Origin of the sequence: Sinorhizobium chiapasense (assembly GCF_036488675.1) — a bacterium.
GTDB classification, from domain to species: domain Bacteria; phylum Pseudomonadota; class Alphaproteobacteria; order Rhizobiales; family Rhizobiaceae; genus Sinorhizobium; species Sinorhizobium chiapasense.
The window spans coordinates 357534-375501 of the sequence record NZ_CP133152.1; the positions used below are offsets into that span (position 1 = coordinate 357534).

A 17968-nucleotide genomic window follows, 5' to 3' on the forward strand; every position below is an offset into this window, starting at 1 on the left:
GGATCATCAGCGTTCCCTAAGGCACCACAGAAAGCTGACATTAACCTGACATCAAGTCGGTCTTGCGTAAATGGAATGTTCGACTCGCCGAAATTTCAGTGGAGTCTGAGCACCTCGTTCCAGCGCGCGATCAGGCGGGCGCGCTTGACCTGGTCGAGATAGACCATCAATCCGGGGCTCACCGGAACGGGCCGCAATTGCCCGCCGAGCATCTCCTGCATGGTGTTGGCCGTGTTCTCGCCCGCGACCTCCGGGCTGACGGCCGGGATTTGCAGTTCGCGCGCCATGATGGTCTGGCCTTCCTTCGACATGAAGAATTCGAGGTAGCGGCGGCCGAGTTCGGGGGAGGCGGCCGCCTGTGGCACCAGCCCGATGCGCGACATCACGACCGTATAGTCCTTTGGAAGCACGATCCCGACATCGGGATGGCGCGAGGCCCAGTCGGCTGCATAGGAGCCGAGGATATTGTAGCCGAGCACGAACCGACCGTCCGCCACGCGTTCGACGATCGCCTGGCTGGTCGAGTAGAGTTTTACGCCCGCGGCCCCCATCGCCTGGATGACGCTCCAGATGTCTCCGAATTGCTCCTGGTCGCGCGACATGAAGAGGAAGCCGACGCCGGAGCGCTCGATATCGTAGGTGCCGATCCGGCCGAAGACGGCGCTGCCCTGCCGCTTCAGATAGTCGACGAATTCCGCGCGAGTTGCAGGCGGAGGCTCGGTCTTGAAGCTTGGCTTGTGATAGACGAAGACGGCCGGCTCGAAAGTCAGCGCATAGGCCGTGTTGCGCCAGTTCGCCCAGGCCGGCCAGCGGCCACTCATCGGCAGGTCACTGCGTTGCGCGTAGCCGTCGTTGCTGAGCTTGACCTGCAGGTCCATGGCTGACGAAAAGGCGAAGTCGGCCGTTTTCTGGCCGGTATCGGTCTCCTTGACGATCCGGTCGTAGATCTCGCCGGTCAGCATGTCCTCGTAGCGCACCGCTACCTCCGGATTGGCCTTCTGGAAGCCGCGGATCATCGGCCGTGCGAGCGGTTCGTCGAGCGAAGAATAGACCACGAGAACGGGGGCCGCGTCGTCCCCCGAAAGGGCCGGGAAGAACACGGGCGCCGAAAGCGCCAGCCCCGGAAGAAGGAGACAGAAAAGCAGGGAGATCAAGTATCGCATAATTCCACAGTGCCTTACAGCGTCGCACGTCTGTTCAGACACGCAGAGGCCGCCGTAACAGCTTGAAGTGCTGCATGTTTTGCTCCCTAAATCAATTCCGATTTAAGGAATTATGCAGTAGCCGCCTACCGTTCACAAGCAAGCTTGCGGTCGATAAAGTGATCGGGGGAGAGCGACATTGCGAATCTTGCTCGTTGAAGACAATCAGGCGCTGGCGGAGGGTTTATCCGCCATCCTGCGCGGAAGCGGTTATGCGGTCGACGTCGTCAGCGACGGTGCCTCGGCGCACGCCGTTGCTGCCGCCGAAAGCTTCGATCTGGTGATCCTCGATCTCAATCTGCCGGAAATGGACGGTCTCGACGTGCTGCGTGCCATGCGGGCGCGGCAGAACCGGGCAGCGGTCCTGATCCTGACGGCGCGCGGCACACCGGAGGAGCGGGTCAAGGGCCTCGATCTCGGCGCCGACGACTACATGATCAAGCCTTTCGACATTGGCGAGTTCGAAGCGCGGGTGCGGGTTCTTCTTCGCCGCCAGGCAGGATTGCGCGCCTCCGTTGTCAGCTATGGCAATGTGTCGTTGGATCTGACCTCCCGCAGTTTCTCCTCCGCCGGCGCGCCGATCGAAATTCCGGCCCGCGAGCTCGGGCTGCTCGAGCTCTTGTTCATGCGCGCCGGCAAAGTGGTCGCCAAGGAGGCAATCGTCCAGTCGCTCACCGGTCTCGATGACGATCTCAGCGCCAATGCGATCGAGCAATATGTGAGCCGGCTCCGCAAGCGCCTGGCGCCCTATGGCCTGACGGTGCGCACCGCGCGCGGCATCGGTTATTATCTCGACAAGACGGCGAGCCCCGAATGAGGACGGGCGTCTATTCGCTGCGGCGCAGGCTACTCGGCTGGCTCTTGATTTCCACCGCCGTGATCGGGGTGCTGGCGCTGACCGATACCTACCGGGAGGCGGTCAAAACGGCGAACGTCGTCTCGGACCGCGTGCTTGCCGGTTCGGCGCTCGCGATCGCCGAACGCGTCGTGGTTGCCGAGGACGGCTCGCTTCAGGTCGACATTCCCTATGTCGCGCTGGAGATGCTGACGTCCGCAGCGCAGGACCGGGTCTTCTACCGGGTGGACGGGCCGCCCGGTCAGTTCATTACCGGCTATCAGACGCTGCCCTCGCTCGCCGAGGATCAGGACCCGTCGACGACGTTCGGCGATGCCGTCTTCCGCGGCGAGCCCATTCGCATAGCCGCGCTCCGGCGTTCCGCGTCGACCGGTGTCAGTTCCGTTCCCTTTGTCGTCACTGTTGCCGAGACGACGATCGCGAGGCGGCAACTGACGCAGACGATCCTTCTGCGCTCCGCCCTGCGCCTCGGCCTGATGATCGCCGGCGCGGCCATGATCGTCTGGATCGCCGTCACCTTTTCGCTGAGACCACTCTATCGGCTAGGCGACGCCATCGCCGAGCGCAGCCCCAACGACCTGCATCCGATCGGCGAGCGCGTGCCGAGCGAGGTTCAGGGGCTCGTCGACACCGTCAACTCGTTCATGGTGCGTCTGCAATCGGCGCTCGACGCGCTGCGCCATTTCACCGGCAACGCCAGTCACCAGTTGCGAACGCCGCTGACGATCATCCGGACGCAGCTGGCGCTTGCGCAGAGGGCGGGAACGCTTGAGGAAACGCGGGCGGCCGCGCGCAAGGCGGATGAGGCCGTGGCAAACGCAGAGCGCATACTCGCGCAACTGCTGCTGATGGCGAAGATCGACGCGGCGGGGAAGGATGAGGCGCGCGGTTCGGAGCGCATCGAACTCGCCGGGCTTGCGCGTGAGATCACCGCCGACCATGTGCCGGCGGCCGGCGAGGCCGGAATCGACCTCGGTTTTGCCGGCGGGGGCGAATACTGGATCCGCGCCGAGCCGCTGCTTGTCGGCGAGCTTCTGAAGAACCTGATCGGTAACGCACTTCTCTATGCCGGACGGGGCGCCGAGGTCACGGTGCGTGTCGAAGGGCGCAACGATGCTGTCGTGCTCGAGGTCGAGGACAATGGCCCCGGAATCCGACCGGAATTGCGCGAGGCGGTGCTCAAACGTTTTCAACGCGGCGGCGACGAGGCGCCCGGCACTGGGCTCGGCCTGCCGATCGTTGACGAGATCGCCAGGCTTTACGGCGGCACGATGCGCCTGGAGGAAGGCGAGGGCGGGCGCGGACTGAAGGTGGTGGTGGCATTCCCGGTGGGGTGAGGCGAGGGCCCCTGCAACCGATGTGGTCGGCACAGCACCGGCGGAAAGCGCTCGTTGGCACCCCCCTCTGCCCTGCCGGGCATCTCCCCCACAAGGGGGGGAGATCGGCAAGCGGCGAGACGCCCCCGCGCAAGCAATTTCGTTGCGTGCATACCGTTGAATTCGGTGACATCGGCGTTTGCCAGTTCGCTGTCGGGCAGAGCTTTGCTTCTGGCCAATCTCCCCCTTGTGGGGGAGATGCCCGGCAGGGCAGAGGGGGTGTCCCTCGAACAAACGACCTGCCCGACGTTCGCGGGCAGGCCAAGTTTGCGCTATCGCTGATGCGTCCGATCAGAACGGCGAATCGGGGAAGTAGAAGTCCTTTGCATTGTCCTTGGTGACCAGCGTCGCGTCGATCGTGTAGGTGCCGCGAACCGGAACCTGGCCGTAGAAGTTGGCGGCCGTCATTTCGAGCGCGGTGCCGACCATTGCCGGCGGATAAAGAACGTCGACCGGGATCATCTTGTCGCCGTCCATGACCTTCTTGATCATTTCCTTCGAACCGGCGCCGGCGACGACATACTGGATGTCGGTGCGCTTGGCCTGCTCGATCGCCTGAAGCACGCCGACGGCCATGTCGTCGTCCTGGCACCAGACGACGTCGATCTGCGGATACTTGGTCAGGTAGTCCTGCATCACCTTGAAGGCGTCGTCGCGGTTCCAGTTGCCGTATTGGCGGTCGAGGATTTCGACCTTCGAGTCGGCGACGCCCTGGTCGAAGCCGTCCTGCCGCTGCTGGTCGATCGGGATCGGCAGGCCGCGAATGACGACGACCTTGGCTTCCGGCGTCGTGGCCTTGATGTACTCGCCGGCGACCTGCCCGAGCGCGGGGTTGTTGCCGGCGACATAGAGGTCACGCACGCTGTTGTCGTTGACGGAGGGCGCGCGGTCGACGAGCGCCACGAACGTGCCCTTGCCCTTGACCTCCTTGATGGCGTTGACCAACGGATCGGGATCGGTCGGCAGGATCACCAGCGCGTCGATGCCCTGGGTTTCGAGGTCCTGCACGGCATTGGCCTGGCTTGCCGGATCCGGCGACGTCTTGACGATGACGTTGAGGCCCGGATGCTTTTCCATGAGCTGCTTGGCGACACGTTCCGCATGGAACACGACACCGGCGGTCCAGCCATGGTCGGCCGCAGGGATCGAGACGCCTATCGTGACTTTCTTGTCCTCCGCGTGGGCCACGCTCGTCAGTGCCATCATCGCGACGGCAGCAATACCCATTAGTCCCTTTCGCATGTTTTCCTTCCTCCCAATGTGTCAGGGTCTTCGCTGATGTGGCCGGATCGCAAGATCCGGCATTGTCACGATTTGCGTGCCAGCGAGCGCTGGACGAGCATCGCGATAATGATGATCGCACCCTGCATCGCGCCGATCAGGTATTCGCTGATGAAGTTCGACAGGAGCATGATGTTGCCGATCAATTCGAGGATGAAGGCGCCGCAGATCGTGCCCCAGACGCGGCCCGCGCCGCCTTTGAGCGCCGTACCGCCGACGACGACGGCGGTGATGGCCTGCAGTTCCCAGAGAATGCCGGTCGTCGCCGAGGTGGAGCCGAGGCGCGGCACGTAGAGCAGGACGGCAATCGCCACGCAAAGGCCCTGGATCACGAAGGCGATGGTGCGCACCCGGTTGACGGCAATGCCGGAATAGCGCGCAACGTCGCTGTTGGAGCCGACGGCGACCACGTGCCTGCCATAGCGCGTGCGATAGAGGATGAAGGCGGCGACGGCCGTGACCGCGAGAATGATCGCGATCGGCACCGGCACACCGAGGATGCTGCCGAAATAGGCCGGGCGATAAAGTTCCTGTATTTCCGGCTCGCGAAGCGTGATCGCGCCGCCCTGCGAAAGCCACGTCGTGAGGCCGCGATAGATACCCATCGTGCCGAGCGTGGCGATGAAGGGCTCGATCTTGCCGACGGTGGTGATCAGCCCGTTGGCGAGACCGCAGGCAGCACCTGCCGCGACTGCGAAGACGACGGCCGCGGTCAGCATCAACGTCGGATCGGCGATGACACCGGAATTCATGAACAGAATCATCAGACTCGCCACGAAGGCGACCATCGAGCCGACGGAAAGATCGAGGTCTCCAGCCGAGATAACGAACGTTGCACCAACGGCAATGATGGCGATGAAGGCGCAGCGGGTGGCGACGTTGGCGAGATTGTTGAGGCCGATGAAGTTGGGGTTGACGATTGCACCGACGATCAAGAGCAGCGCAAGTGCGGCAAACGGCGCCACGGCCCTGAGATCGACGTCCCGCCAGGTGCGGCGGTGACTTGTGCTTTGGATGCTTTCCTCGTTCACGCTCATGTCCAGACCAACCTCCCGCCCCGAACCCCGGGGAATTCCATATTCCTGCGACTGCCCGTAGAGCCGGTGGCGTGCACCGTCAGGCGGCAGCCATCCTCTTCAGTCCCGCCGCATAGCGCATGATCTCCTGCTCGGAGATCTCGTCTCCTTCGAGCATCCCGACGATGCGTCCCTCGCGCATTACCGCAACCCGCGTGCAAAGTCCGATGACCTCAGGCATTTCGGAGGAAACGACGATGATCGAGCGGCCGTCGCGCGCGAGTGCCGAAATGAAGTGATAGATCTGCTGCTTGGTGCCGACGTCGATGCCGCGCGTCGGCTCGTCGATGATGATGATCTCGGGCTCCGTCTCCATCACCTTGGCGAGCAGCAGTTTCTGCTGGTTGCCGCCCGACATGCGTCTGGCCACCACATTGCCGTCGCGCACCCGAATGTCGAAGCGACGTCGCGCCCTTTCGAGCGCAGCCGCTTCGCTGTTGGGGTCGAGATAGCCAAGGCGGGCATGCCGACCGAGCGATTGCAAGGTCAGGTTCGCCGTCATGCCGGAATTCAGGAGCAGGCCCTTCGCCTTGCGGTCCTTGGTCATATAGGCAAGGCCTTGTCGATTGGCGGCGTGCACGTCGCCCGACGGTACGGCTTCGCCGCGGATTGTCACCTCGCCCGAAAGGCGCGAGCGGAGGCCTGCCACCGCCTCCATCAGTTCAGTTCGCCCCGAGCCGATCATGCCCGAGAAGCCGAGGATCTCCCCCTTGCGCACCTCGAAGCTGGCGTCCTTGACGTAATCCGTGGAGACGGATTCGACGCGCAGGACGATCTCCTCGTCGACGTCGGGTTCTGTCTTGGCGGGGTAGAGGCTCGACATCTCGCGGCCGACCATGAGTTGGGCGATCGATTCGCCGTCGAGGATCGCGGTCGGGGCGGTCTTCACCCATTGTCCGTCGCGCAACACCGTCACGCGGTCGGTCAGTTCGAGGACCTCGTCGAGCTTGTGGGACACGAAGACGAAGCTCGTGCCCTGCTCGCGCAGCTTGCGCACCTGGCGGAAGAGGAAATTGGTCTCCTCGCGCGAGAGGACGGCCGTCGGTTCGTCCATGAAAACGACCCGCGCGTCGCGGCTGATCGCCTTGGCGATCTCGACCATCTGCTTTTCGGCGATCGACAGGCTGCTGACCAGCGCATTCGCGTCGACGCGACAGCCGAGGAGATCGAGAACCCGGCGCGTTTCCGCGCGCATATATTTTCGGTCAAGGACACCGAAGCGTGTGACCTCGCGGCCGAGAAAAAGGCTCTCCGCAACGGTCAGATGTTCCGCGAGATTGAATTCCTGGTGGATGATGACGATGCCGAGCGCCTCGGCGGCGCCGTTCGGGGGGAGTGTCACCGGCTTGCCGTTGAGCAGGATTTCGCCGGAGGAGGGCTGCTCGAAACCAGAAAGGATTTTTACGAGCGTGGATTTGCCGGCGCCATTCTCGCCCATCAGGGCATGGATCTCGCCGGCACGAAGCTCGAAATTGACGCTGAAGAGCACCTGCACGCCGCTGAACGATTTGCTGATGCGACGTGCCTCCAGCACGACGCCCCCGGTCTCGAAGGTTTCCGGATTCATCGATTCCCCCTTGCGGCTCCCATCCGCTTGTACGGGTTATGTAAACCTTTACACACACTATGTAAAGGTTTACATCAGGACGTGCACAGGAATTTGCCGGTCCGCCTTTGACGTTACCGGCAGTGTGTGTAGTGTCCCGCCGAGACGAGACGCAAGGCAGAGCGAGAGTGTCGGAATCCACGCCCGCAACCATCGAAGATGTCGCCAGGATCGCCGAAGTTTCGATCGCGACGGTATCGCGGGCAATCCACACCCCGGAGAAGGTCGCAAAGTCCACGCGACTGAAGGTCAACCAGGCAATTGCCATTACCGGCTATACGACCAATGCCATGGCGCGCAGCCTCAGGCTCGGCCGGTCGAACATGATTCTGGTCGTCGCCCCGGATATCGGCGACCCCAACTTTTCCAGCATTCTCGTCGGCCTGGAAAACGAGGCGCGGTCGCACGGCTATGGCGTGCTGATCGGCCACACGCAGAACGACGCCCAGCGCGCGCTCGAATATCTGAAATTCCTCAACTCCAACCAAGCGGCTGGCCTCATCCTTTTCACCGGCATTCTGCCGTTCGGCCATGAGACAATGACGGCGCGATTGCCGCCAAGTGTCGGGATCTTCGAGCCTGTCTTCAACGGCGGCATCCCCTATGTCGGCATCGACGATATCGAGGGTGCCCGCAAGGTGGTCGACCTCCTGATCGCCGAAGGCCATCGCAAGATCGCCTTTATCGGCGATTCCCGCACACGGCTCGCCTACAAGAGGAGACGGGCCGGCTACGACGCGGGGCTTGACGCGGCGGGCGTGCCGGCGGAGCTTCGGCTCGTCCAGGAGGGCGACGGCACGCTCGAGAGCGGAAGGGCCGCCGTCGAGCGGCTCTTCGTGCGCGACACGCTGCCGACCGCTTTCATGTGCGTCAACGACCAGACGGCGCTCGGCGTGATGATTGGGCTGAAGGCGCGCGGCTATGACATACCCGGTGATTTTTCGGTGACCGGCTTCGACGACGTGCCTCAGGCTACGTTCATGACACCGGCGCTGACCACAATCCGCCAGCCGCGCACGCTGATCGGAAAGCAGGCTATGGCACTCCTGCTTGACCTTCTTTCCGATAGGCGCCCCGCCGAGACTGAGATCCTCCTGAGGCCGGATCTGGTGGTCCGCAATTCCGTGACCGCACCGTCGCGGCGGTGGACGTAAATAGCTAGGATCACCCCTCCCCAACCCCTCCCCACAAGGGGGAGGGGCTTTGGCGTCCGCCGCATCGCCTGCCGCCATTTCGAGACCTCCGAGCGCGTCGAAGCGATAAGAATGAACTGAGCGGGCGCGGCATCTTAAGCCCCTCCCACCTGTGGGGAGGGGTTGGGGAGGGGTTTTCTCGGGGCGCCTTTGGGTCGTTCAACCCAAAATCATCGTGATCTAAGCCACGCGCCTCGCCGTGCGCTCATATTCCTTCACCTGAAAGCGGCCTGCCATGCGGTTGAGGTCACCTGCCTCGCCGCTCAGCTCACGGCAGGCTGCATTGGTCTCCTCGGCCATCGCCGCATTCCGCTGCGTCATTTCATCCATTGTATGGAGCGCCGCATCGATCTCGGACAATGCAGCCGACTGCTCGGTCGCGGCAGCCACGATCGCCCCGATGAGGTCGGTAACCTGCTGCACGTGCCCCACTATCCCGATCAACGCCTCACCGGTCTGGTTGACGAGCTCCACCCCACCGGCGACTTCGCGTGTCGACGCCTCGATCAGCATTTTGATTTCCTTGGCGGCGCTGGCGGAGCGACCGGCGAGTTCCCGCACCTCCTGGGCAACGACGGCAAAGCCCTTGCCGGCTTCCCCCGCACGCGCAGCCTCGACGCCGGCATTGAGCGCCAGAAGATTGGTCTGGAAAGCGATCTGATCGATGACGTTGATGATCTGCTGGATCTGTCCTGAGGATCGCGCGATGCGCTCCATTGCGGCGACTGCGTCGCGCACGACGATCGCGGATCTCTCCGCGCTGTCTTTCGCCGCCACCATCACCAGACTCGCCTCTCGCGCCCGCTCCGAGGAATTGTGTGCCGTCGCCGTGATCTCGTTGAAGGCGGAGGCGGTCTGTTCGAGCGAGGCCGCCTGCTGCTCGGTCCGTTTGGCCAGGTCATCGGTTGCCCCGGCAATTTCCGAAGAGCTCGTGTTCAGCCTGGCGGTCGCATTGAGGACACTGGAGATCGTTTCAGCGAGCCGTTCGACGCTCGTATTGAATTCCGCTCTCAATTCCTCGTACTCTTGCGCGATATTGTCGTCGATGCGGACGGAGAGATCGCCGGCAGACAGGCGTCCCAGTCCGCGGGTGAGATGCTCTATGACTTGCAGCCGGTCTTTCTCCTCGATCGCTTTCCGTCGTGCGTGGGCTGCCTCCTGTTCGTCCCGCAGGCGGCGCTCCTCATCCGTCCGCTCCCGCGCATTGCGGCGCTCGATTGCCGCCTCCCGGAACACCGAGACGGATCTTGCGACCATGCCGATCTCATCCGGACGCTCGGCATAGGGAACCTCGCGGTCGTAGTCGCCGGCGGCCAACGTCTGCATATAGGTAGACATGGTGGCCAGAGGCTTCACCGCGCGATGGCGGAAGAACCAAAGGCCGGCGAGCAGCAGAAGGACGGACAACGCCGAGCTCAGGGTGGCGGCCCACGATAGGGTTGCCGTGTCTGAAGCTGCACCTGCTTCCTGCTGCTTCAGGAACGTGTCTGCCATCGCGACCAATTCATTGACCGCGACTTCATGGTGGTGGAAGCTTGCCTTCAGTTCGCCCATCGCCTGTGCCGCGGAAACCGGATCGCCGTTTCGGAGCGGAGCGAGGAACTTTACTTCCATCGCGGCCCAATAGGTATCGGCTCTGCCGATAACATCGTTCTCCAGCTTTGCCTTGAGCGTTTCGGGAGCCGTCGACGCTTTCCAGTAGGCGCGCCGGTCGTCATAGGCCTGTTTCAAGGTTCCGATCTTGTCGAGGTTGCCTTTGGCGAGTTCGGGATTGGATACCGCCTCCATCGCCAGCATGTAGGACTCGACCGTGTACAACGGCGGCGGCAGGATGTCGGCGATCAGGTCCTTTCCGTAGACCACCTGCGTATAGACGGGGCCGTTTACCCTGAGCTTGTCGAAGGCGTATGTCTTGATGCCGATGGAAATCATTAAGCCGGCGGTGACGATCGCCCCGAAGATCGCCAAACCGCGCGCAATAGATAGTTTCATGCAATCTCTCCCACGGAAAATCCTTGCCACGCTGACGCGTCTGGACTTGACGGAACCTCCTGAAGAGGCCGCAAGCGAGTAATAAGTCATGAAAAAAATTCCGGACTGACCCGGCGCGGAACGTCCGCATCATGCATCAAGCCTTCCACTCAAGGGGATAGACCTGGCAACGCTCTCGTATAGCGAGCAGAATTATATGATAATTGTTACTGCGTAATTAAGCGCGCGCCGACCCTACGTTGCGTGTCTAACGAGACGCGCAATGTAGGGCCGGGCCGGTTCGAACGGTGGGAGTGCGGGCTTTATGCGTCAGATCATTTCATTGTTTCTATGAAACAGTGAAGTGATCTAACTCTTTGAAATTACGCAATTCCGGACGGAAAACCGTTACACACTTTTCCTGGAATTGCTCTAGCGGCCGCGGCGGCCGAAGAGGGAAGCTGTTTCGCGGGTCTGAACCCGAAGCATCGCGTTCCAAAGCTGAAGAACGAAACGCGGCTGGAACTGGCTCGCAGGCTTGCGCTGCGACAACATGATAAATCTCCGGTGGTTTTGGATGGAAGCGATATAGTGTATCGACGGTGCTTTTGCCAGAGCGGAGTCTACGGGGCTGCCTTGCAAGGCAAGCATATGTCGACGGACGAACAAATCGCTTGAGTTTGGTAGTACAGGCAAAGAAAAGACCGGAACGGCTTGCGCCCTTCCGGCCAGTCACTTCCTTGGGAGGACAAGTCTTCTTTTCTGGAGCTTAGGCTTTCTTTCTGCCCTTCTGGCGATAGACGTCGACGACGACGGCCGCGACGATGATCACGCCCTTGACGATCTCCTGGTAGTAGGCGTCGACCCGGAGGAACGTGAAGCCGGAGGTCATGACGCCGAGGATCACCGTGCCGATGACGGTCCCGGTGATGCGGCCGACACCGCCGGTCAGCGACGTGCCGCCGATGACGGTCGCTGCGATGGCGTCAAGTTCATACATGACGCCCATGCCGGCCTGTGCGGTCTGGGCGCGAGCAGCGGTGACCACACCTGCAAGGCCCGCCAGCATGCCGGCAATGGCGTAGACCTTGATCAGGTGTGCCTCGACATTGATACCGGAAACGCGCGCAGCCTGCACGTTGGCGCCGATCGCGTAGGTGAACTTGCCGTAGCGGGTGTAGCGCAGCGCAATGTGGAAGATCAGCGCGACGACGAGGAAGACGATGACCGGCCAGATACCCGTGCCGATGAAGTTGAACTGGTCGGTGAGGCCGGAGACCGGTTGGCCCTTGGTGTACCACTTGGAGACGCCGCGCGCCGAGACCATCATGCCGAGCGTGGCGATGAAGGGGGGTATCTTGGTCTTGGCGATGAGCTGCCCGTTGATATAGCCGGCGAGGAGACCGATGCCGACGCCGAGGCCGATCGGCACGATTGCCGGAAGGTCTGTGAGCGAGGGGTAGAGGGCGCGTGGCCAGGTGGAGGCCTGCGCGACGCTCGCCGAGATCATCGCCGTCATGCCGACCACCGATCCCGATGAAAGGTCGATGCCGCCGGTGATGATCACCTGCGTCACGCCGACGGCGATGATGCCGATCACCGAGACCTGCAGGATCATGATCGTCAGCCGCTGGGAATTCATCAGGAAACTCTGGCCGACGAAGATCCAGCCGAGAATTTCGTAGACAAGCGCTATCCCGAGCAGCACCAGGAAGATGTTGAATTCGGGCGGCATGCGCCGCCTTGACCCGACAAGGGTCGTGCTCGTGCCATGCGCGGCGACATTGGTATCCATTTTTCTGTCCTCCCTGCGGTCGGCATCGCGCGTTCAGCGCGCGGCAAGTTCCATGACCTTGATCTGGGTCGCTTCGGCTCGGTCGAGGAAGCCGGTGACCCGGCCTTCATGCATCACCATGATCCGGTCGCTCATGCCGAGCACTTCGGGCATTTCCGACGAGATCATGATGACGGCGACGCCGTTGCGGGCGAGTTCGGTGACAAGACGGTGGATTTCCGCCTTGGCGCCGACATCGATGCCGCGCGTCGGCTCATCAAGGATGAGAATGCGTGGATTGGTCAGAAGCCAGCGGCCGATCAAAACCTTCTGCTGATTGCCTCCCGACAGGTTTTCGATGCGCTCCTGCAGGTTCGGAGTCTTGACCCTGAGCTTGCGGCTCATCTCCTCGCAAGCGGCGGTGATCGCCTTCTCGCTGACGAAGCCGCGCTTGACGAACTTGTCCTGCAGCACCGCGATCTGCATGTTCTCGAGAATGTCGAGGATGAGCAGGCAGCCGGTGTCCTTGCGGTCTTCCGTCAGGAACGCCATGCGATGGCGGATTGCCGTGTTGGGGTCGTCGATCACGACTTCCTTGCCGTCGATCGCAAGCGTGCCCGAGCTTGCCGGCGTGACGCCGAACAGCGTTTCCGCGACATTCGAGCGGCCGGAACCGACGAGTCCGGCGACGCCTAGAATTTCACCGGCGCGCACATCGAAGGAAACGTCGCGGAACACGCCATCAAGCGTGAGGTCCTTGACCGACAGCACGACATCGCCGATCGGCACCTCCTCCTTCGGGAACATCTGGGTGATCTCGCGGCCGACCATCATGCGGATGATGTCGTCGCGGGTGACGTTGCTGGAGGCGTGCGTGCCGATATATTTGCCGTCGCGGAACACCGAGAATTCGTCGGCGATCTCGAAGAGCTCGTTCATCTTGTGGGTGATGTAGACGATACCGATGCCTTGCGATCTGAGGTCGCGGATGATCTCGAAGAGGTGCGCGACCTCGCGCTCGGTCAGCGCCGATGTCGGCTCATCCATGATCAGGACGTCGGATTCGTAGGAAACCGCCTTGGCGATTTCGACCATCTGACGGTTGGCGACGGAGAGGTGGCGGACTTCGATCTCCGGGTCGAGATTGATCTTCAGCCGCTCGAACAGTTTGGCGGTCATGCGGCGCATTTCGCCGTGATCGACGAAGCCGAACCGGTTCTTCGGTTCGCGGCGGATCCAGATGTTTTCCGCGATCGTCATGAAGGGCATCAGGTTCAGCTCCTGATGGATCATGGCGATGCCGTTTTCGAGCGCGTCGAGCGGCGATTTCAAGCGGATGTCGACGCCCTTCAGCTTCACCTCGCCCTGGTCCGGCTGGTAGATGCCGGCGAGTATCTTCATCAGGGTGGATTTGCCGGCGCCGTTCTCGCCCATCAGCGCATGTACGGTGCCGCGCTTCAACTTGAACTCGACGTCATCGAGCGCGACAACGCCCGGAAATTCCTTGCGCACGCCTTCCGCGGAAAGAAGGTAGTCGGCGTTCGGTACGGCGCCACTCGCACGCACGGCTGCCATGGTTGTGGGACTGAGCGTCATTCTCATAGCCTCCCGGTTCCGGCATCGGCCGAAAAGTCCCGCGGCGGGCGCATACGCCTTCTCATTGAGCCCTGCCGTCAGGGCTTCGTGCGGGGACCTGATTTCAGGAGGGAGCGCGGCTCTTGTCGCGCTCCCAAGCGAACGATCAGTTCTTCGCCTGATATTTATCCAGGTTTTCCTTCGTCACGAGTTCGAAGGGGATGTAGACCTTCTTTTCGACCGGCTCACCCTTGGCGAGCTTGAGTGCGGCGTCGACAGAGCCTTGGCCCTGGCCGGCCGCGTTCTGGAACACGGTCACGTCGAGGTCCCCGGCCGCCATGGCGGCAAGCGCATCCTGGGTGGCATCGACGCCGCCGATGACGACCGAGTCCATCGAACGGCCCGCAGCCTTCAGTGCCTGGATGGCGCCGATCGCCATCTCGTCGTTGTTCGAAATGACGGCATCGAACTCCACGCCGGCGGAAAGCCAGTTGGTCACGAGGTCGGCGCCCTGGGTGCGCGACCAGTTGGCCGTCTGCTCTTCGACGATCTCGATGCCCTTGCACTGTTCGGTGGCAAGCACATCATGTACATCCTTCGTGCGCATGCGGGCAGCCTGATTGGAAAGCTCGCCCATCATGACGACAGCCTTGCCCTTGCCGCCGAGGATCTTGCAGATCTCCTGGGTTTCCAGCGTGCCGGATTCCATTTCGTTCGAAGCGACGAAAGCCTGCTTGTCCGGCAGGGTGTCGACGTTGACCGGTTCGCGGTTGACATAGACCAGCGCAATGCCTGCATCGGCGGCGATCTTCGACATGGCGGCAGTTGCATCGGTATCGACCGGGTTGACGATGATGGCATCGACACCAGCCGCGATGAAGTTCTGGATCTGGCTCTGCTGTTTCGCGACGTCGTTCTGCGCGTCCTCGATTTGCAGTTCGACCCCATTGAGGGTCTTGGCGTAATCGGACATGCCGTTGCGCAGAACCGTCAGGAAGTTGTCGTCGAACAGCGCCATCGACACACCGATGGTCTCGGCATGCGCAGCTGTCGACATCATGACGGCCATCGCGGCGCCCAGCACAAATTTCTTCATTTCTTTTTCCTCCACATTCGGTGCCCGGCGACACCTTCTCCAGCCGGAAGTGCGACCCTTTTCGCAGGTCGAACCCATCCCGAACCGAAAGCCGCACTCCCGCTGCTCTTTCGGTCAAAACGGAATAAACGAACCAGTAAATTGCGATTACGGAATATGTATTCCATTTTATCCAGGCGCCGTCAAGCCTGTCTTGCGGCGCCCGAGCCATTTTCGGTGTTTTCCTGCGAGAGGATGATCAGGCCTTGGCCTGCAGATAAGCCATGCTTTCCTGAAGCGCCTTTGCTGGATCGGCGAGCTCGTGCACCGACAGGGCGAAGGGCTCGAAGGAAAACACGCCCTTGTATCCCTGATCGGTGAGGCGGCGAATCTGCCCGGCATTGTCCAGCCGGTCTTCCTGATCGATGAGAACGCGATGCGGGTCGCGCATGTCGGCGACCCTGACCGCCTTGTCGCTGACGCCGGAAATATGCACCAGCCCCGTAAGCTCCGGGAAAAAGGCGTCCTCGCCGGCAAGATGATGGTGGAAGGTGTCGTGCACGAGACGGAATGTCGCCTCGCCGCCGACCTCGCGGATCGCCTCGACGGCTTCGGTCTTGGAACGCAGCGAGCAGATCTCGAAGCCGAGCGGCTCGACAAACCCGGTAACGCCCGCGGTTTCCAGCAATGGCTTCAAGGCTTTCAGCGCGGTTCTCAGGTTTGCCTGGCGCTCGCCATCTTTCTGGCCGCTGCCATCATTGACCGGCACCAGCACCAGCGCCTTGGCGCCGCAATCGCGCGCATAGGAGATAAGCGCGCGTGCTTCCGCTTCGCGCTCGTCGTTCCATTCGTTGAAGCGTTGCAGCGCGTTGATCGAGATGATCGTCAGCCCGTGCTTTTCAGTAAGCGCCCTCACGGCATCCGGGCTGGTGCCGTCAAGGATGGCATTGCCGGAGAGGTCGTTGCGGATTTCCACGGCGGAAATGCCGAGCGACTTGGCGAGCGCGAAGAACGCATCAAGCGGCAGACCGGGTGCCGCCATATGGTTGAGGGCGAAGGGAAGGGCGGTCATGGCAGGTGTATCCTCCAGGAATGTTTGGAATGGCTTTCACCTGAGCGGAACGTTTGTTCCATTTCAGGTCTGATGCCACAATCATCACTTGGGAGGCGTCCGTCAAAGCGATAGGTGGGCAGTCGTCTTGCATTTCTGCAAGATTGCATTTTGCTAATGATGGAATCCTGTCATGGCGTCGCTGCAGGAGGCACTCGCCGCGGATCAAGTCTGCAGCGTCCGGGTCTTCTTGGTGTGCTGTCAGGCCTACCGCGTGAGCCGACGCTCGAGGAAACTCTGCATGTCGCGTCGACCGTCGACGACGCAGTAGACCACGACACTCGACCCGACCATCCGATAGATCATTCGCTACGGCTTGTGGTGCAATTCACGATATTCGGAGATTCCAAGAACTGCCAGTTCCTTGGGGATGTTGCCACGCTCGGGGAACTCGGAGAGGCTTGCGCGGGCGTCCTCAATTTCGGCAAGTATGCGTTCGGCGGCCGCTTCGCCGTCTTTGGCTGCAATGTATCGAAAGAGGTCCTCGAGATCCTGTCCATCGCCGGCAAGGAGCACTTGAACGTCATCAGGGCTGCGTCGCGAGTCTGCGCCGAACGCGTGCAAATGCTTCGGCAGCAGGCCGGACCTTGCCGTCCTGGACCTCTTTGTTGGTGAGCGCCAGAACTTTCAGAAGCGCCAGCGTCTCCTGGGTTTCCTCATATTGCGCCTGAAGCACCGCTTTGGCCTCGCCGTGTAAAGTGATCACAACCGGCTGCCCGTCCTCACCAAGCTTTCGAATGACTTCGGGCGCATGCGCTCTGAGATAACTGATCGGTTTGACTTGTTCGGATAATTTCATGCCATACTCCTTCGACCGAAATAGACCAATAAAGGACTAAATAGAAGCGGCCGGAGCGACGAACAGGTTGGAGGGCTAGGCCTGCGGAGCACGGTGCGCTAGGCGGGCCCCTCCGGTACAGTGGTTGACGACGCGATTCATCTGTTCGCTGCGACTACTTGATCCCGTTCGCCTCGGCGATGAAATCGGACAGCATCGGCACATAGTCTTCGCCGTGGCCGGTGCCGACGGCTTGCGCGAAGGAGTTGCGGACCGCCGCACCGATCGGGTTGGCGGCGCCGGAGGCATTCGCGAAGGCCGCGAGATAGCTCATGTCCTTGAAGGCGTTGCGGATGGCGAACTTGTGCGCATTCGGGTCGCGCTCGAGCACCCAGCGGAAGAAGGTCTGGTAGAACGGGCAATCCATTCGCCCGCCGCGGATGACGCTGTCGAAGACCTGCGGCGTGAGGCCGGCCTTCTGCCCAAGCATCAAGGCCTCGGAATAGAGCGCGGCGTAGCCCATCGCCAGGAAGTTGTTGAGGAGCTTCATCGTGTGGCCGGTGCCAGTCGGGCCGGTATGAACGATACGGCCGGCAAAGCATTCGAGCACCGGCCAGACGCGGCGGACATCGTCGTCAGCGCCGCCGACCATGACATCGAGCGTGCCGGCGGCGGCATCGGCCGGCGTGCGGCTGAGCGGCGCGTCGAGGAGCGTGACGTCCTTTCCGGCCAGATCCTCGGCGAGTTTCAGGGTGACGGAGGGATCGGAGGTAGAGCAGTCGACGATGGTGAGCGGCTTGCCTGCCGCCGCGATGCCGTCCGCGCCTTCGACCACCGAAAGCACCTCCGGAGAACCGGTGACGCAGAGGACGATGATGTCTGATCGTTCCGCCATCTCGCGCGGCGTTTTGACTTCCGTCGCGCCCTCGGCGAGGAGCGCTTCGACCGGCGCCCGGTTGCGATGCGCCATCACCGCAAGTGGCCAGCCCTTTCTCACGACGTTTGTCGCCATGCCTTGACCCATGAGCCCGAGCCCGATGAAACCCACATTCGCCTTCGTCATTGGTCGCCTCCCTGCCTTGCGATATCCGGTC

General features: G+C 62.0%; 14 protein-coding genes and 1 pseudogene. 3 read left to right on the plus strand and 12 right to left on the minus strand.

Translation table 11 applies throughout. The features are described from left to right. Positions 1–95: 95 nt before the first annotated feature. Entirely contained in the window at positions 96–1163 is a 1068-nt protein-coding gene (locus RB548_RS26390; RefSeq protein ID WP_331376717.1) for an ABC transporter substrate-binding protein, read from the minus strand. A 178-nt stretch (positions 1164–1341) separates the two neighbouring features. Between RB548_RS26390 and RB548_RS26395 the strand changes: the two genes are divergently transcribed. Next, positions 1342–2019 (plus strand): response regulator transcription factor, encoded by a 678-nt coding sequence (locus tag RB548_RS26395; RefSeq protein WP_331376718.1) that lies wholly within the window; start codon positions 1342–1344, stop codon positions 2017–2019. Next, positions 2016–3395: a sensor histidine kinase gene (locus tag RB548_RS26400; RefSeq protein WP_331376719.1), complete on the plus strand. Its 1380-nt coding sequence runs from the start codon at positions 2016–2018 to the stop codon at positions 3393–3395. The genes RB548_RS26395 and RB548_RS26400 overlap by 4 nt, the downstream gene beginning before the upstream one ends. A gap of 330 nt (positions 3396–3725) precedes the next feature. On the opposite strand, the gene RB548_RS26405 is transcribed toward RB548_RS26400, so the two are convergent. The 3 genes from RB548_RS26405 to RB548_RS26415 form a co-directional block, all read right to left on the minus strand. Then, positions 3726–4661: a substrate-binding domain-containing protein gene (locus tag RB548_RS26405; protein ID WP_408642493.1), complete on the minus strand. Its 936-nt coding sequence runs from the start codon at positions 4659–4661 to the stop codon at positions 3726–3728. Between the two features lie 80 nt (positions 4662–4741). Further along, positions 4742–5752 carry an ABC transporter permease gene (locus tag RB548_RS26410; protein ID WP_331376721.1) on the minus strand — a complete coding sequence of 337 codons (1011 nt, stop codon included), beginning with the start codon at positions 5750–5752 and terminating at the stop codon, positions 4742–4744. 79 nt (positions 5753–5831) lie between these two features. Continuing rightward, a complete protein-coding gene (locus tag RB548_RS26415) occupies positions 5832–7358 on the minus strand; it encodes a sugar ABC transporter ATP-binding protein (protein WP_331376722.1) in 1527 nt (508 codons plus the stop codon). 167 nt (positions 7359–7525) lie between these two features. Here RB548_RS26415 and RB548_RS26420 point away from each other — a divergent pair, with 167 nt between their 5' ends. Continuing rightward, positions 7526–8551, plus strand: a complete 1026-nt coding sequence (locus tag RB548_RS26420; protein WP_331376723.1) for a LacI family DNA-binding transcriptional regulator — start codon at positions 7526–7528, stop codon at positions 8549–8551. A 219-nt stretch (positions 8552–8770) separates the two neighbouring features. Here RB548_RS26420 and RB548_RS26425 read toward each other — a convergent pair whose 3' ends face one another. From RB548_RS26425 to RB548_RS26460, 8 genes and pseudogenes are all read right to left on the minus strand, one after another. Then, complete coding sequence (locus RB548_RS26425; RefSeq protein WP_331376724.1) at positions 8771–10582, minus strand: methyl-accepting chemotaxis protein; 1812 nt, start codon at positions 10580–10582, stop codon at positions 8771–8773. 748 nt (positions 10583–11330) lie between these two features. Beyond that, positions 11331–12356 carry an ABC transporter permease gene (locus RB548_RS26430; protein ID WP_331376725.1) on the minus strand — a complete coding sequence of 342 codons (1026 nt, stop codon included), beginning with the start codon at positions 12354–12356 and terminating at the stop codon, positions 11331–11333. A 33-nt stretch (positions 12357–12389) separates the two neighbouring features. Continuing rightward, the gene (locus RB548_RS26435; protein ID WP_331376726.1) at positions 12390–13931 is read right to left on the minus strand and encodes a sugar ABC transporter ATP-binding protein; all 1542 of its coding nucleotides are present in this window, start codon (positions 13929–13931) and stop codon (positions 12390–12392) included. 145 nt (positions 13932–14076) lie between these two features. Beyond that, positions 14077–15006, minus strand: coding sequence for a sugar ABC transporter substrate-binding protein (locus tag RB548_RS26440; RefSeq protein ID WP_331376727.1), 930 nt, complete (start codon positions 15004–15006; stop codon positions 14077–14079). Positions 15007–15244: 238 nt separating this feature from the next. Continuing rightward, positions 15245–16057, minus strand: coding sequence for a TIM barrel protein (locus RB548_RS26445; protein WP_331376728.1), 813 nt, complete (start codon positions 16055–16057; stop codon positions 15245–15247). 246 nt (positions 16058–16303) lie between these two features. Next, a pseudogene (locus RB548_RS26450) lies at positions 16304–16660 on the minus strand (type II toxin-antitoxin system RelE/ParE family toxin). Beyond that, entirely contained in the window at positions 16623–16895 is a 273-nt protein-coding gene (locus RB548_RS26455; protein ID WP_331376729.1) for a type II toxin-antitoxin system Phd/YefM family antitoxin, read from the minus strand. The pseudogene RB548_RS26450 and the gene RB548_RS26455 overlap by 38 nt, the downstream one beginning before the upstream one ends. Before the next feature lie 154 nt (positions 16896–17049). After that, on the minus strand, positions 17050–17937 hold the full coding sequence (locus RB548_RS26460; protein WP_331376730.1) for an NAD(P)-dependent oxidoreductase: 888 nt from the start codon (positions 17935–17937) through the stop codon (positions 17050–17052). Between the last annotated feature and the right edge of the window lie 31 nt (positions 17938–17968).

Coding starts and splice junctions, on each gene's coding strand:
- RB548_RS26390 (WP_331376717.1), bottom strand. CDS start 1,163: ATGCGATACTTGATCTCCCTGCTTTTCTGTCTCCTTCTTCCGGGGCTG.
- RB548_RS26400 (WP_331376719.1), top strand. CDS start 2,016: ATGAGGACGGGCGTCTATTCGCTGCGGCGCAGGCTACTCGGCTGGCTC.
- RB548_RS26405 (WP_408642493.1), bottom strand. CDS start 4,661: ATGGGTATTGCTGCCGTCGCGATGATGGCACTGACGAGCGTGGCCCAC.
- RB548_RS26410 (WP_331376721.1), bottom strand. CDS start 5,752: ATGAGCGTGAACGAGGAAAGCATCCAAAGCACAAGTCACCGCCGCACC.
- RB548_RS26415 (WP_331376722.1), bottom strand. CDS start 7,358: ATGAATCCGGAAACCTTCGAGACCGGGGGCGTCGTGCTGGAGGCACGT.
- RB548_RS26425 (WP_331376724.1), bottom strand. CDS start 10,582: ATGAAACTATCTATTGCGCGCGGTTTGGCGATCTTCGGGGCGATCGTC.
- RB548_RS26430 (WP_331376725.1), bottom strand. CDS start 12,356: ATGGATACCAATGTCGCCGCGCATGGCACGAGCACGACCCTTGTCGGG.
- RB548_RS26435 (WP_331376726.1), bottom strand. CDS start 13,931: ATGACGCTCAGTCCCACAACCATGGCAGCCGTGCGTGCGAGTGGCGCC.
- RB548_RS26440 (WP_331376727.1), bottom strand. CDS start 15,006: ATGAAGAAATTTGTGCTGGGCGCCGCGATGGCCGTCATGATGTCGACA.
- RB548_RS26445 (WP_331376728.1), bottom strand. CDS start 16,057: ATGACCGCCCTTCCCTTCGCCCTCAACCATATGGCGGCACCCGGTCTG.
- RB548_RS26455 (WP_331376729.1), bottom strand. CDS start 16,895: ATGAAATTATCCGAACAAGTCAAACCGATCAGTTATCTCAGAGCGCAT.
- RB548_RS26460 (WP_331376730.1), bottom strand. CDS start 17,937: ATGACGAAGGCGAATGTGGGTTTCATCGGGCTCGGGCTCATGGGTCAA.